The sequence below is a fragment of the Tundrisphaera lichenicola genome (assembly GCF_051175385.1).
Classification (GTDB): Bacteria; Planctomycetota; Planctomycetia; order Isosphaerales; family Isosphaeraceae; genus Tundrisphaera; species Tundrisphaera lichenicola.
The window spans coordinates 1553016-1568778 of the sequence record NZ_CP195106.1 but is presented as its reverse complement, the minus strand read 5'-3'; the positions used below and the strand labels follow the sequence as shown (position 1 = coordinate 1568778).

Below are 15763 nucleotides of genomic sequence, written 5' to 3'. Positions count from 1 at the left end.
TCTCGACCGGTCGCCATGACCGAGCGAGTCCGGCAGCGGATCCCGGCCTTACCGGGTCGGAGCCGCCTTGCAGGACACGATCGATCGAGCCGTTCGAAGGCCGTCGACCGCGGCGCTGACGATGCCGCCGGCGTATCCCGCCCCCTCTCCGCAAGGATAGAGACCCGAGACGGTGGGGCTCTGGCGAGTCAGGTCATCCCGGGGGATCCGGACGGGCGAACTCCCCCTCGACTCGGGACCGGACAGGACGGCATCCCGGAGGAATGCCCCTCTCATCTTGCGGTCCATCGCCTTCAAGCCCCGTTCCAGCGACTCCAGGACGATCGGCGGGAGGATCAGGTCGAGGCTGGTCGGGATCGTCCCTCGCTCGTAGCTGCTGGGAAGTTTCCCCCGGCTGGCCCGACCGGCGAGGAAATCGTGCGCCCACTGGACGGGGGCCTTGTAGGTCCGCCCGCCTGCGATGTAGGCCAGCCGTTCGGCCTTCTGCTGAAAATGGACGCCCGCCAGGGGGTGCCGGCTCGGGAGGTCGCCCGGCCCCACCGTCACCACCAGCCCACTATTGGCGAACTGGGTATCGCGACGGCTGTGGCTCATCCCGTTGGTCCCGAAATAGCCAGGCTCGCTGACCGAGGGCATGACAATCCCACCGGGACACATGCAGAAGGTGAAGAGATCGCGGGAGCCGGCCCTGACGTTCAGATTGTACTCGGCCGCACCGAGCGAGGGGTGGTCCGAGAACGCCCCGTGTCGGGCAACGTTGATCTGTTCCTGGGGCTGCTCAATCCGGACGCCGATCTGGAACGCCTTGGGTTCGAGCGGAATCCCTCGACGGAGGAGCATCCCATAGGTGTCCCGGGCGCTGTGACCGATGGCGAGGACCACAACGTCGGCCGGGATGTAGCCCGAGCTGGTCATCAGCCCTCGAACTCGGCCTTCGGAAACCTCGACATCCTCGACCCGGCACGAAAACTTGATCTCACCGCCCAGTTCCTCGAACTTCCTGCGGAGTGTCCGGACGATCAAAGGGAGCCGATTCGATCCGAGGTGGGGCTTAGCCTCGTAGACGATCGAGGGCTTACCGTGGCAGTCGGCCAGGATCTCCAGGACGCGCCTGATATCGGGGCCGGTATTCCGGCTGGTCAGCTTGCCATCGGAGAAGGTCCCCGCCCCGCCTTCCCCGAAGAGATAGTTGCTCTCCGGGTCGAGGAGCCCGCCCGAGTCGAATCTTCGGACATCGGCGACGCGATCCTTGACCTCGCGACCCCGCTCCAGGATCAGGGGGCGATACCCATCCTTGGCCAGGAGGTAACCCGCGAACAGGCCGGCCGGCCCCGCTCCGACGATGACCGGGCGATGTTCGAGCGGTTCCGAGCCCGGCGACGGCCAGTCGAATCCATCGGGCACGAAAGGCTCGATGTCGATCCCGGATGCCCGGAGAGAGGCCCCATCTCCCGGGATTTCGACCTCCGCCGCATAGACGAAGTGAAGGTCGTCATGACGTCGAGCGTCTAGGCTCTTCCGCAGGATTCGATAACTCTGGATATTCTCGAGGCCCAGACCCAGCCGGTCGGCCAGCTTCCCGGAAAGGGCCTGCTCGGGCTCGTCGAGTTCCAGTCGGATGTTGGCGACTTTCCAGGACATGATCAATTCGCGGCGAATGGTTGATGGGGTGAGACGGATAGTATAACGAGAACTCGATCTCGGTGTCGTTCGCGGAATCGACCCGCGAACCAACGACCGATTTCAATCATTCCCCGCCATAACCCGGCCGAAACAGACCAGCGTGATATCATCGGCCTGCTTGTGGCCGAGCGAGAACTCTCGGATCTCCTGGAGGATCGATTTGCCGACGGCCTCGGGCCCCCCGTGCGAGTCGGCGACTCGCTTGATCAGCCTCCGGATATCGCGCGAATCGTAGATCTCCTCGGCCGGGCTCCGGGCGTCGGTCACGCCGTCGGAGTAGACCACGAGGACATCCCCCGGCTCGATCACGACCTCGATCTGCTTGTATTGCCAGTTGGGCATGATCCCCAGCGGAAATCCCGAGATGTCGTCCCCCAGTTCCTCAACCCGGCCATCGGCCCTTCGGAGGAAGATCGGGGGATGTCCGGCCGAGACGAAGGTGACTCGCCCTTCCTCGATATCGAGCAGGCTGAGGCTCATCGTCATGAACTTCTCATCGATCCCGGCATCGCAGAGGACGTTGTTGAGCTTCTCGATGGCTTGCTGGGGCGTGGGCTCGGTGGAGACGCAGAAGCGAGTCTCGCCCGAGAATTTCGCCATCATCAAGGCGGCGGCGACCCCCTTGCCGGCCACGTCGCCCAGGGCGATCCCCAGCCGATTCGATGGCAATGGGATGAAGTCGTAATAGTCGCCACCGACCTCGTACGTCGGCTGATAGAAAGCGAAGAACTCATAGCCCGGGATCTTGGGGACCGCCTGCGGGAGGAATCGCTTCTGCACGGTCTCTGCGATCATCAGGTCGCGTTCGAGCGACGCATTCCTCAAGAGCCTCTCGTGCATCGCGGCATTCTGGACGGCGATGGCCGCGTGGCCCGCGACGGCGGCGAGGACGTCGAGGTCTTCCTGGCCGAACTGGCGACGGTCGCTCGTGTCGAGCTGAATGATCCCCAGGACCTCGCTATCGGGGGTCAGGACCGGCACGCACATCACGGATCGGATCTTCAAGTCCGCGATCGACGCGCTGGTGGGAAGGTCCTGGTCGGCCCCCGCGTCCTGACTGAGGACCGCCTTCTTCTGCCCGATCACATGATTGACGATCGACCGGCTGATGCTCATGGGCACCTCGTCCGTGAACGGTGCTACCAGCGACGACCGTTTGTTGGGCCGGTATTTGAATGCCTTGCGCACCAGCCGCTTGGTCGACTGGTCGATCAGGATCAGGAAACCTCGCTCGGATTGCGGGAAGAGTTCCATCAGGGCGTCGATGATCTTGGGGGCGACGGTGTCGATCTTGAGGTCGCTGGAGAGGTTCCGCGAGATCTCCAGGATGGCCTTGAGCTTGACCTCGGGCTTCACGGCGCTGGCCATCGAGCTGGAGCGCGAGGCATCGAGAGTGTGGATGGCCCCGGAGGACTCCTGTCCTCCATCCGTCACGGCAATCTCGTCGGAGTAGGGTTGCGGCTTCCAGGCCGATTCCTTGGGCACCATCGGGAAGAAGACGAATTCGACGTCGCAAATCTTGATCTTATCGTTGGCGGCCAGGACCGGGGGAGGTTCGTTGGGGTCGAGCTTTCGACCATTCAGGAACGTGAAGTTTCGCGAGTGGAGATCCACCAGCGCGAATCGATCTCCGGCCTTGCGGATCTCGGCATGCTTGCGACTCACCCCATTCGAGTCGAGGACGACCTGACACTCCTGGAGGCGGCCGATCACGAACGGGTCGGCCTTGATCTCGAGGAGCTGGCCGGCGGGCTCGGGGCTCACCTTCTTCAAGACCGCCATGACGAGAAACTCCTCGATCGGGGCATTCGGGAAAAGTCGGCGATGGATCTAAAGGGAAGCTTATCGGAATCCGGACTAATCAACCCTGGATTTCGAGTCTCTTGATCTCGATCGACTTCCGGAGCAGTCGAGCCACGACCGCTTTCAACTTGGCCCGAGCCGACGGGCTCAGGCCCAGCTTCTTCGCGTCGTCCTGGAGGGCGAGCGCGATCGTCAGGCCGAAGTCGGCGACGCCGGGGTCGAGGAGGTTATTCACGACGTTGAATGAATTGTCGTCGAAGAAGCCGATGACCTTCTCGGCGTCGCCATCGATCTCGTCCACTCCCACCAGCATCATCCTGGCCAGGATCTCGTCTCTTCCGGTCGTCGATGTCTCCAGGGCCTTGGCGAACGAATGAAGCCGGCCCCGGTCGCGACGGCGGAAGAGATCGCCGGCGAGTTGGGTATACGAGCGGGCCACCCACTCGGAGTCCTGGGGATGATGCCCGGAGACGGCGACCCAGGCGGATTCTCGGTCGTCGGGATCGGCGACCAGCTGAGCATGGCGATACTGGTCGGCCGCGGTAGGCTTGACCTCGACCTGAGTCCAATCGGGAGAGATCCAGAGCGCCGGAGGTACGGACCTCCCACCCGGATCCTTCCCGAGGAGATCGGCAGGGTGAGCGAGCCAGCCGGCCAGGCCCCCCACGATCAAACCGATGGCACCGAGGCCAACCAGCGCTCGGGGATCCCATTTCCAGGGCCCCCCCGGGGATTTTTCGCGATCGACGGCAAACTTGGCCGTCGATTTTTCGGGAGAAGAATCGGCCGAAGTCCCCGTAGTAATCGGGACACCCGCCATCGAAGGGGCAGAGACGGCCTCGCGAATCCGGGCCAGGTCGCGCAGCATCTCGGAGGCCGACTGGTAGCGTTCGGCGGGCGACTTGGCCATCAATTTCATGACGAGTCGGATCAGGTCGGCCGGGAGATCCGGGCGATAAACCGAGAGGTTTACCGGGGTGTCGGAAACGTGCTTCATCGCCAGGGCCAGGGCGGTCTGGGCCCGGAATGGTGGGTGGCCCGCCAACATGTGATAGTAGGTCACACCGAGCGAGTACAGGTCGCTCCGATGGTCCATCGAGTGCCCGAGGGCCTGCTCCGGACTCATGTAGAGCGGAGTACCCAGGGTCACCCCGGGCTGGGTCATTTGGTGGTCTCGGTCGGCCAGATCGCGGCAGAGCCCGAAATCGGCCACCTTCACCTGCCCCTTCCTGGTCAGCAGGAGGTTTTCCGGCTTGATATCGCGGTGAATCAGGCCGACATCGCCAGCGGCGCCGACCGCGACGGCGGCCTGCTTCATTATGGAGAGCGCCTGCGGCAGGTCGGGCGAGCCTTTTCGCTCGATGTACTCCCGGAGGTTCGTCCCCTGGACGTACTCCATGGCGATGAAGCGGAGACCATCGGCCTCCCCAAGGGTATAGATGTGGACGATATTCGGGTGATTCAGCTTGGCGGCCGAGGAAGCCTCCGCCTCGAATCGTCGGAGGTAGGTCGAGTTGCCCAGGAGGTCGGGGCGGAGGACCTTCAAGGCCACCTGGCGGTTCAGGCTCTTCTGACGGGCCAGGTAGACCTCACCCATCCCACCGCGACCAAGCAGTCGATCGACCTGGAAATCCCCCAGCTCGACCCCCGTCAGATCGCGGGCGCGGGGCGCAGGGCCGTAACCCGCCCAGACGAGCGGGGTATCGGTGGACGACGACGCCCCATCCGAATCGCTCATGGTGGCCTGATCACCCTGATGGAAGCCCGAAACCGATAGCCGAGCGACTTCGCTTCGGGCTCGCTCGGAGTCTCCAGTTTACGGAATCGGTCAGCACGCCGCAAACCAGACCCGAAGATGGATGTCAGTCCCGGCGGGAACTCACCGGAAAAATCCCCGAGGAGGGTCGAACCTGTTCACCCGAAGTGGTAAGTTAAATTGATGCTTGGACACTGGTCCGCGGTCGGGCGGCCGGAGGGACGAGGTGGTCCGGTGGATTCGGAGGCTTCAACCATGAGACACCGAAGTGTGTTCGGGATCGCGGCCCTCGGCCTCGTCGTGGCCGCCGGGCTCGGGTTCCAGGCTCGAGCCCAGCTGGTCCAGGACCCGTTCAACCCCAGCTTGAATCCCGGCGGACTTGGAGTCGGCGGGATCAACGTCACCGGTGGGGACGACTTCTTCAACGTGCGGAAAGGGGCCCCGGCGGAGACACGAATCCCGCCCAGAGGGACCTGGGCCGAGATCATCCACGTGAACTCGAAATGGATCGTGGTCCAGAATCAGGACGGGCAGCAATTCCCGATCGCCTCCGACCATATTCGTCAATTCCTCGTCCGATGGCCGAGTTCGGCCGCGCAGATCACCCCCAACACGATCGTCGAGGTCACCGGGCCCGAGGTCAACAACGTCATCGCCACCGACCATGTTGACCTTTATGAGGGCGGTGCCCAGTCGCTCGTGACACCGGCGGTCAATATCCTTTACGGGGCCAATCGGGCCTTGCTCGACTTCGAGATCGACCAGCTCGACCCCTTCGGAATCCTGTACTCGGCGGTCCCGCCCCAGAATCAGGCGGCCACGACGCGGATGCACCTGGTCGGCAACGCCGTCTCGAACGACCCGATCCGGATCGCCAGTTTCGCCAATAATTCTTACGCGATTCAGCCCGGTCTGAATGGGCTGTCGATCACCCAGGTAACCCTCGGCAACAATAGCTATGCCAAGAAGGGTGACCTCGTTTATGTGGTCCCCGAAAACCTGGGCCCGCGAACCGTCGATGTGGGCCAGCTCGTGCTCTACAAGAAGGTCCCGTTCGCTCGGTTTCAGCCCTGATCATCGCGATGCCTGATGAGTCGAGCCTGCCCGCCCCCGAATGGGCGGGACATGCTCGGCTTACATCGACAATCGGGGACTTCACCGGCGGTTCAGATGTGAACCGACTCTCCCAGTGACTGACCGGCGGCCTCCATGACGGCCTCGGAGAAGGTGGGGTGCGGGTGCATCGCGTGGATGATCTCTTCCTCGGTCGCCTCGAGCTTCTTGGCCATGACCAGTTCGGCGATTAATTCGGTGGCCTGGGAGCCCACTAGATGGGCACCGAGTAGCTCGCCGTGCTCTGCGTCGAAGACCAGCTTGACGAAACCTTCGGTCTCGTCGGCCGCCTGAGCTCGACCGCTGGCGACGAAGGGGAACTTGCCGACCCGGATCTTCCGCCCCGTCTCCTTGGCCGCCTTCTCGGTCAGCCCCACGCTCGCCACACCCGGATCGGTATAGGTGCAACCCGGGACGTTCGAATAGTCGACCGTCCGGGGCTTCTTGCCGCACAGGGTCTCGATGCAGCAAATGGCCTCGTGATGGGCCACGTGCGCGAGCCAGGGAGGCCCGATCACGTCGCCTACCGCATAGACTCCGGGAAGGCTCGTCTTGTAGCCATGCAATGGGTCGGCCTTGATGTGGTTCTTGACCAGCTCGACCTTGAGGCTATCGGCGAAGACCCCTTCGACATTCGCAAGCACGCCGATCGAGACGAGCATGACCTCGCCCTCGAACGTCTTAGGACCTTGCGGCGTCTCAACCTCGACCTTCACGCCGGAAGCCGATTTCGTGACCTTACCGGTCTTCGAGCTGGTGAAGATCTCGATCCCCCGGCGGGTCAGGCTCTTGGCCAGGGCGGCCGAGGAATCCTCGTCCTCGCCCGGCAAGATCCGATCCATCATCTCGATGACCGTGACCTTGGTGCCGATCGCGTTGTAGAAATAGCCGAATTCCAGCCCGATCGGACCAGCCCCGATGATGACCATCGACTTCGGCTGGGTCGTCAGCGACATCGCCTCTTTATAGGAGATGATCTGTTTACCGTCGAAATCCGCGCCCGGGAGCGGGCGAGGACGGACCCCGGTGGCGACCACGATCGACTCGGCTGTGACCGTCTCGCCGTTGACCTCGACCTTGTTCGGGCCGACAATCTTCGCGGTCCCGAACTTCGATTGGACCTTGTACTTCTTGAAAAGCTGCTCGATGCCTTTGTTCAGGTTCCCGGCGACGCTCCGACTCCGGCCGATCATCTGGCCGAAATCCCAGTGGGCATCGCCGCTGTAGCCGAATGCCTTGCCGTGGCGGGAGATCAACTCGACGAGGTGGGCATTGGTCAGGAGGGCCTTGGTGGGAATGCAGCCCCAGTTCAGGCAAATCCCGCCGAGTTTATCGCGCTCGATGCAGAGCGACCGTTTCCCGAGTTGAGCCGCGCGGATCGCCGCGGCATAGCCCGCCGGGCCTCCGCCAATCACGACGATATCGAAATCGTAAGCCATGAGATCCCTTTGAGAATCGGTCGGTCGGTCCGCATAGGCCGGTGGACTTTCGGCGGACGAAGGCCGTCCGCCGCCGCCCCTCGAATTATAGGAGCATCGAGGCCGGTTCTTCGAGGAACCCCTTGAGGGTCCGGAGGAACTCGGCGGCCATCGCCCCGTCGACGGCTCGGTGGTCGACGGTCAGGTTGACGGTCATCACCGTGCCGATCTTGAGCGTGTCGCCCACGACGACCGGACGCTTCTCGGCGGCGCCGACGGCGAGGATGCCGACCTGGGGAAGGTTCAGGATCGCGTCGAACTCCTTGACGCCATACATCCCAAGGTTGCTGATCGTGAACGTCCCGCCGGTGAGCTGATTCGACGAGAGTTTGCCGGAGCGAGTGGCTTCCACCAGCGCCTCGGAGCCGGTCCTCACTTCGCGGAGGCCCAGAGTGTCGGCGTTGTGGAGGACCGGGACCATGAGGCCCCCTTCCATGGCGACGGCGATGCCGACGTTGATCTCGGGATGCTCGACGATCGCATCGGGCTCGAAGGTCGCATTGACCCCGGGATGCTTCCGGAGGGCCAGGGCGACGGCCTTGGTCACGAAATCGCCCATCGAGAGCTTGATCTTCTCGGCGGCGAGTTGCTTGTTGAGACGCTCGCGAACCGCGACCACTTCATCGACCCGGATGTCGACGCTGACATGAATCTCGGGGGCGGTCTGCTTGGCCTGGACCATCCGGCTCGCGATCGTCTTCCGCATCGGTGTGTGCGGGATCCGCCGGGCCTCGGCGGCGACCGAGGGTCGGGACACGGTCGATGGGGCTGCCTTGCTCGCGACTCCACCGGCCGGTCGGGTGGCGAGGAACGCCTCGACATCGCGCCGGATGACCCGGCCTCCGGGCCCGCTGGGCGGGACCTGGCCGAGATCGAGCTTCGCGGAGGCCGCGATCTTCCGAGCGAGCGGGGTCGACTTGATCCGACCTCCGTTGTGCACCTCGGACGCGGTCGCCTGGCGAGCATCCTGACCGTTCGAAACCTCGGGCCGAGTCGGGCTGCTGGTCATCTCCCGGTAGGGCTCGCTGGCGCCCTGGGCTTCGTGCCCGGCGGAGGCGGGCTCGGAAGGGGCCTGAGCGGCCGCGGGAGCCGGAGCGGCCGCTTTGGCCCCGCCGGATGCGGCGGCGATCGCCTTGGGGTCTTCTCCCTTGGCGGCCAGGATCAGGACCTTCTCGCCAACCGGGACCTCGTCGCCCACCTGGGCGCAGAGGACCGCGACGATCCCCTCGTCGAACGACTCCAGCGGCATCACCGCCTTGTCGGTCTGGATGTCGGCCAGGGTGTCGCCTTCCTTGACCTTGTCGCCGACCTTGACCCGCCACTCGACGATCTGACCGCTCGACATCGTGGGGCTGATCGCACCCATGGGCACTTCGATCGGCACGAGGCTGTACTCCCGGATAATGGACGAAGTGACCGGGCGAATCCCGGAAAAAACCTCCGCTCGTCCGAACGAACTCCGTAGGGCAGGGCTAGTCCTGCCGCGATCCGTGGCCCGGCAGGAGGAGCCCTGCCCTACGGGATCTCGTGAGCGGTGACTCTCAGAGCTTGCTGTACATCACGTCTCGGACCTGGGCCACCACGCGATCGACGCTCGGCAGCATCGAGGCTTCGAGGGCCCGGTTATAGGGGATCGGGGCGTCCTTGGTCGTGACCCGGCGGATCGGGGCGTCGAGTTCGTCGAACGCCTTTTGCATGATCCGGTCGGAGATCCCGGCACCGAGGCCGCAATAAGGCCAGTCTTCCTCGACGATGACCGCTCGATGGGTCTTCCGGACCGACTCGAGGAGAGTGTCGAGGTCGAGGGGGCGAATCGTCCGGAGGTCGATCACCTCGGCGTCGACCCCTTCTCCGGCCAGGGCTTCGGCGGCGGCCATCGTCGCCTTGAGCGACCGCGAATAGGTGATCAAGGTCACGTCGGAGCCGGCACGCTTGATCTCGGCCTTGCCGATCGGGACCAGATGCTCTCCGTCGGGGACCTCTCCCTTGTCGCCGTAGAGGACCTCGTGCTCGATGAAGATGACCGGATCGTCGGACCGGATCGCGCTCTTGAGCAGTCCCTTGGCATCGGCGGGGGTGGAGGGCATGACCACCGTCAGGCCCGGGATGTGGGCGTACCAGGCTTCGAGCCGGTGCGAGTGGGTCGCGGCCAGGCAGCCGGCCATCCCCGAAGAGCCCCGGAAGACGATCGGCACGGCGAACTGGCCGCCCGACATGTACCGCATGTTCGCCGCGTTGTTGACGATCTGGTCGATCGCCACGAGGCTGAAGCTGAAGGTCATGAACTCGACGATCGGGCGGAGGCCGACCATCGCCGCGCCGATGCCCATGCCGGCGAAACCTTCCTCGGAGATCGGGGTGTCGATGATCCGGCGTGAGCCGAATTTGGCGAGCATCCCCTGGCTAACCTTGTAGGCACCGTCGTACTCGGCGACCTCTTCTCCCATGAGGAAGACGCGGTCGTCGCGTTCCATCTCCTCGGACATCGCCTGATTCAGGGCCTCTCGGTAGGCAATGACGGACATGGTCACTCCTGGGGGATGTGGTGGGCTACCGTGACGTCCTGATAGAGGGCTTCGGCCGGCGTCTGTTCGCTGGCCTCGGCGAAGGCGATCGACTCCTCGATCTCGGCCTTGACCTCGTCGTGCATCCGCTCGATCGTCTCGTCGTCGATCCAGCCGCGATCCTTGAGGACATGCTCGTAGGCGACGATCGGGTCGCGAGCCTTGGCATCCTCGAGTTCTTCCTTGGTCCGGTACTTCGCCGGGTCGCTCATCGAGTGGCCGCGGAACCGGTAAGTCTTCATTTCGATGAAGCTCGGCCCGTCGCCGGCCCGGGCCCGGGCCGCACACTCGCGGGTGGTCTTGGCGACCAGCTCGATATCATTCGCGTCGATCGAGTAGCCGGGGATCCCGTAAGCGGTCCCGCAGCGGATCGTCAGGTCGAGCAAGCAGGAGTGCCGATGGAGCTGGGTGCCCATCGACATCATGTTGTTCTCGACTACGTAGATGACGGGGAGCTTCCAGAGGCTCGCCATGTTGAACGCTTCGTGGAGCGATCCCTGGTTCATCGCCCCGTCGCCGAAGTAGCAGATGCAGACCGAGTCCTTGTTCTGATACTTGCTGGCGAAGGCGACGCCGGCCGCCAGCGGGATATGGCTCCCGACGATGGCGTGGCCGCCCAGGAAGCCCTTCTCGGCGTCGAAAAAGTGCATCGAGCCGCCTTTACCCTTGGAGCAGCCGGTATATCGGCCGAGCAATTCGGCCATGGCCGGCTTGGCCTCCATCCCGCGGGCCAGGGCGTGGCCGTGGTCTCGATAGGCGGTGATGACGTAATCGTCCTCGCGGAGGACGCCGATCGAACCCACGGCGACCGGTTCCTGTCCACTGTAGAGGTGGCAGAAGCCGCCGATCTTGCCGCCCATCTGGTAGAGCTTGTACGACTGTTCCTCGAATCGGCGGATCAGAAGCATCTGGCGAAGCCAGCCGATCGCCTGATTCTTGGAGACTACCGGCTTCGTGGCTTCGGTCGTCGCTTGCGACATGAAGGCCGACTCCTGAAAGATGCCACCGCCGGGAGGCCGCGTCGAGGCGGGGGACGCCGGCGCATCGGGATAGGTGGGCGAGTGCGGGACAGGGACACCGTTGGACGGGCCAACAGACGACCGTGGGGCTTCGGGAAGGATCGGCCGACCACGGAACCATGCAAACCAGGAAGCGATCTTAACCAAAACCCGTCGCCTCGTTCCAGGCGGCTCGATGTCAATTCAGATCTGGAGTTCCCACGGAGGGCGTCCCCAGTCCCCGGGAAGGGGGCCGGGACCGACCGGGGAAATCAACGACCGCCTTCAACTATTCCTTGCCCGAGAGGAGTTGTCGAAGGACGTAGGGGAGAATCCCACCGTGCTGATAGTAACGGATTTCTTGGGGCGTGTCGATCCGGACCGTCGCGGTGAATCGATCTTCGGTGCCGTCCGGCTTGACGGCGAGGACCGTCACCTCGCGACCGTCCTGGAAACCGCCGGCCAGACCTTCGGCCAGGCCCTCGATCGAGAAAAGTTCCTCGCCGGTCAGGCCCAGGGCTTCCACGCTATCTCCGGCACCAAACTGGAGCGGGAGGATACCCATCCCGACCAGATTCGATCGGTGGATTCGCTCGTAACTCTCGGCGATCACGACGCGGATTCCCAGGAGCTTGGGCCCCTTGGCCGCCCAGTCTCTCGAGGAACCTGAACCATATTCCTTCCCCGCCAGGACCACGAGCGGGACGCCCTCGGCTCGGTAGAGTTCCGAGGCGTCGAAGATCGACATGACCTCGCCGTCGGGAAGGTGACGGGTCACGCCCCCTTCGGTTCCCGGGGCCAACTTGTTCTTGAGTCGGATGTTGGCGAAGGTCCCGCGGACCATCACCTCGTGGTTCCCTCGACGCGATCCGTAGGAGTTGAATTCGTTGACCGGAACACCATGTTCCGAGAGGTATCGTCCCGCCGGGCCCTGGACCTTGATCGAGCCCGCCGGCGAGATGTGGTCGGTCGTGATGCTGTCGCCGAGGACGGCCAGCGCCCGTGCGTTCTGGATGGCCTCGAACGGCGGGGGTTGGTCGGGCATCCCGACGAAATAGGGCGGGTTCTTCACGTAAGTCGAGCTATCGTCCCACTCGTAGAGGTCGCCCGCGGGGACCGGGAGCGAATTCCATCGCTCGTCCCCCTTGAAGACCTCACCGTATTCCTTGTGGAACATCTCGGCCCGGACCGATTTGAGGATGGTCTCGGCCACCTCGGACTGGGTCGGCCAGATGTCCTTGAGGTAAACGGGCTTGCCCTGGGTATCCTGGCCGATGGGGTCGCTGGTGAGGTCAACATCCATCGACCCGGCCAGGGCGTAGGCCACCACCAGGGGTGGGGAGGCCAGGTAGTTGGCCCGGACATCGGAGTTGATCCGCCCCTCGAAGTTCCGGTTCCCCGAGAGGACCGCGACGGTCACGAGGTCATCGTCGTGGATCGCCTGGGAGATCTCGAGCGGGAGTGGGCCGGAGTTTCCGATGCAAGTGGTGCAACCATAGCCGACGAGGTTGAAGCGGAGCTTGTCCAGGTAGGGGGTCAGTCCCGAATCGTCGAGATAGTCGGTCACCACCTTGGAGCCGGGGGCGAGGCTGGCCTTGACCCAGGGCTTGGTCGATAGGCCGCGTTCGACCGCCTTCTTGGCCACCAGGCCCGCCGCCACCATGACCGAAGGATTGGAAGTATTGGTGCAACTGGTGATGGCCGCGATCACGATCGAGCCGTGCTCGACGTGGCCCTGTCGGAGCGGTGTCTCGCTCGCCGCCGGGGCTTCCGGGTCCTCGGTACCGACGGCGGTCCCGCCACCCCCTTCACTTTCGAGGCGGTCCTCACTCTTGACGTCGGTCGTGGCCGAGAGCCCGGATGCCTTGGTCGCCGGGGGTTTGGCCTCGACCATCGCCTTCAGCGCCTTGTGGAACGACTCCTTGGCGTCGACGAGCCGGACGCGGTCCTGGGGACGTTTGGGCCCGGCAATGCTGGGCTCGACCGTGGAGAGGTCCAGTTCGAGCGTGTCCGAGTACGAGGCGGCGGGAGTGTCGGCGGTGTGGAAGAGACCCTGGGCCTTCGCGTATTCCTCGACCAGTCGGATCTGATCCTTATTTCGCCCCGAGAGTTCGAGATAGCGAAGGGTCTCGACGTCGATCGGGAAGATCCCGCAAGTCGCGCCATATTCGGGGGCCATGTTGGCGATCGTCGCCCGGTCGGCCAGGGGGAGGTTGGCCAGCCCTTCGCCGAAGAACTCGACGAACTTGCCGACGACGCCCTTCCGGCGGAGTTGCTCGGTGACCGTCAGGACGAGGTCGGTGGCCGTGGCCCCCTCGGGCAGCGAGCCCACGAGCCGGAAGCCGATGACCTGCGGGACCAGCATCGAGACCGGCTGGCCGAGCATGGCCGCCTCGGCCTCGATCCCGCCGACGCCCCATCCCAGGACACCCAGGCCGTTGATCATCGTCGTGTGCGAGTCGGTCCCGACCAGGGTGTCGGGGTAGGCCATCGGCTCCGACTTACCGTCGTAATCCTCCATGTCGGCCGTATTGAAGACGACGCGGGCGAGGTACTCGACGTTGACTTGATGCACGATCCCGGTGTCGGGGGGGACCGCCCGGAAGTTCTGGAAGGCGTTCTGCCCCCACCGGAGGAAGGCGTACCGTTCGCGGTTCCGGGAGAACTCCAGCTCGGCGTTGGTGAGGAATGCCTGGGATGTACCGGCCTCGTCGACCTGGACCGAGTGGTCGATCACCAGTTCCACGGGTTGCAGGGGGTTGATCTTCTTCGGATCGCCCCCCATCCGCTGCATCGCGTCACGCATGGCGGCGAGATCGACCACCGCAGGCACGCCGGTGAAGTCCTGGAGCAGGACCCGGCTTGGGCGGAAGGCGATCTCGCGGCTGGGAACGGCCTTGGGATCCCAGTTGGCCAGTCCCAGGATATCTTCTCGAGTGACGGTGTTCTCGTCCTCGTTCCGGAGCAGGTTTTCCAGTAGGATCTTGAGCGAGAACGGCAACCGATCGATGTCGACGTTCTGATCGCGAAGGGCGTCGAGACGATAGTACCGAAAGGTCCGGCCGTCCACCGGGAACGTGGCCAGCGAGCCGAAGCTATTGGGCATGGGTCGGAAGCTCTCCAAGGTCGGCCATGATGTCAGGTCGATCGCCACGTCGCGGGGTTCAGGGCCGAGGATGGCACCAGTCTAACCGGATCGGGGCTGTCACGAGAGAGTCTGGCCCTCGAAAATTGTGCAGGGCAAAGCCGATGGGCCGACCTGGATCGGTTGGGATCGTGGCGATCGAACGATCCCAACCGATCCAGGCCACCCGCTTCCGCTCCCGGTGATCGATTTCAGCCGACGAACTGGACGTCGAGCTTGCCCGGGATCAAGCCAGCCTCGCTGGCCTTGTTGAGCAAGGTCCGGACAGCCTCGCGTCCTCTCGGGCCGTAGTCGACGGTCCACTGATTGACGTACATCCCGACGAACTGGTCGGCGAGTTTGGGGTCGAGGTCCCTGGCGTAATTCAGGGCGTAGTCCAGGGCTTCCTGGCGGTTGGCCAGGGCATATTCGATGCTCTCGCGGAGGAGGCGGGCGATCTCGTTGACGGTTTCCTCGCCCAGATCCTTGCGGACCACGTTACCGCCGAGCGGGAGCGGGAGGCCGGTCTGGCCCATCCACCATTGACCGAGGTCGACGATCTGGTGGAGTCCTTTGTCCTGGTAGAAGAGCTGCCCCTCGTGGATGATCAGGCCGACGTCGACCTTCCCTTCGGCCACGGCCGGCAGGATCTGGTCGAAGGGCATGACCTGGACCTTCACATCCTTGCCAAGGCAAAGCTGGAGGGTCAGATAGGCCGTGGTGAGCTTGCCGGGGATGGCGATCGTTTTTTCGCGGGCCTGTTCGAGCGTCATCGGCTCGCGGGCGATCAGCTTGGGACCATACTGGTCGCCCATGCTGCATCCCGAGGCGAGCAAGGCGTACTTGTCGGCCAGGTGGGCGAAGGCGTGGATGCTGACGGCGGAGACTTCCAGCTCACCCTTCAAGGCCCGGTTGTTCAGGGTCTCGATATCTTCGAGCTGGTGGACGAACTGGAGGTCGACGTTGTCGAGCTTGTCGTGGGTCAAGGCGTAAAACATGAAGGCGTCGTCGGAGTCGGGGCTATGCCCGACCCGGATGGTCCGGCGAACGGCGGTGGTCATTGGCGATTCGGGCCTGGAGTGAGACGGAGGGGCGGCTCTCGGGCCGGGACCGCGTCCGGGTCGGGCCGCCCTCACGTTGATATGGTAGGCAATTCGGGCCTCCGTCACCAAGGGGAGTCCCCGGAACGCGAACGGGGCAGGCCCGATGGCCCGCCCCGATTCGACCGGATTCCAGCTTTTCGG

General features: G+C 64.2%; 10 protein-coding genes. 1 reads left to right on the top strand and 9 read right to left on the bottom strand.

Features of this window, described 5'->3' with window-relative positions:
* Positions 1-48 precede the first annotated feature (48 nt).
* From P12x_RS06125 to P12x_RS06115, 3 genes are all read right to left on the bottom strand, one after another.
* Positions 49-1641: an NAD(P)/FAD-dependent oxidoreductase gene (locus P12x_RS06125; protein ID WP_435010006.1), complete on the bottom strand. Its 1593-nt coding sequence runs from the start codon at positions 1639-1641 to the stop codon at positions 49-51.
* A gap of 102 nt (positions 1642-1743) precedes the next feature.
* The gene (locus tag P12x_RS06120) at positions 1744-3465 is read right to left on the bottom strand and encodes a SpoIIE family protein phosphatase (protein WP_435010005.1); all 1722 of its coding nucleotides are present in this window, start codon (positions 3463-3465) and stop codon (positions 1744-1746) included.
* A 79-nt stretch (positions 3466-3544) separates the two neighbouring features.
* On the bottom strand, positions 3545-5224 hold the full coding sequence (locus P12x_RS06115; RefSeq protein ID WP_435010004.1) for a serine/threonine-protein kinase: 1680 nt from the start codon (positions 5222-5224) through the stop codon (positions 3545-3547).
* A gap of 273 nt (positions 5225-5497) precedes the next feature.
* On the opposite strand from P12x_RS06115, the gene P12x_RS06110 reads away from it, so the two are divergent.
* Positions 5498-6316, top strand: coding sequence for a hypothetical protein (locus P12x_RS06110; RefSeq protein ID WP_435010003.1), 819 nt, complete (start codon positions 5498-5500; stop codon positions 6314-6316).
* A 92-nt stretch (positions 6317-6408) separates the two neighbouring features.
* Here P12x_RS06110 and lpdA read toward each other — a convergent pair whose 3' ends face one another.
* The 6 genes from lpdA to P12x_RS06080 all read right to left on the bottom strand — a co-directional run bounded on the left by lpdA (position 6409) and on the right by P12x_RS06080 (position 15580).
* Positions 6409-7794, bottom strand: coding sequence for a dihydrolipoyl dehydrogenase (lpdA, locus tag P12x_RS06105; protein ID WP_435010002.1), 1386 nt, complete (start codon positions 7792-7794; stop codon positions 6409-6411).
* Between the two features lie 85 nt (positions 7795-7879).
* Entirely contained in the window at positions 7880-9217 is a 1338-nt protein-coding gene (locus P12x_RS06100) for a dihydrolipoamide acetyltransferase family protein (protein ID WP_435010001.1), read from the bottom strand.
* A gap of 157 nt (positions 9218-9374) precedes the next feature.
* Entirely contained in the window at positions 9375-10358 is a 984-nt protein-coding gene (locus tag P12x_RS06095; RefSeq protein ID WP_435010000.1) for a pyruvate dehydrogenase complex E1 component subunit beta, read from the bottom strand.
* 2 nt (positions 10359-10360) lie between these two features.
* The gene (gene pdhA / locus P12x_RS06090) at positions 10361-11377 is read right to left on the bottom strand and encodes a pyruvate dehydrogenase (acetyl-transferring) E1 component subunit alpha (protein WP_435009999.1); all 1017 of its coding nucleotides are present in this window, start codon (positions 11375-11377) and stop codon (positions 10361-10363) included.
* Between the two features lie 307 nt (positions 11378-11684).
* Positions 11685-14501, bottom strand: a complete 2817-nt coding sequence (gene acnA, locus P12x_RS06085) for an aconitate hydratase AcnA (RefSeq protein WP_435009998.1) — start codon at positions 14499-14501, stop codon at positions 11685-11687.
* 230 nt (positions 14502-14731) lie between these two features.
* The gene (locus P12x_RS06080) at positions 14732-15580 is read right to left on the bottom strand and encodes a menaquinone biosynthesis family protein (RefSeq protein WP_435009997.1); all 849 of its coding nucleotides are present in this window, start codon (positions 15578-15580) and stop codon (positions 14732-14734) included.
* Positions 15581-15763: the final 183 nt, after the last annotated feature.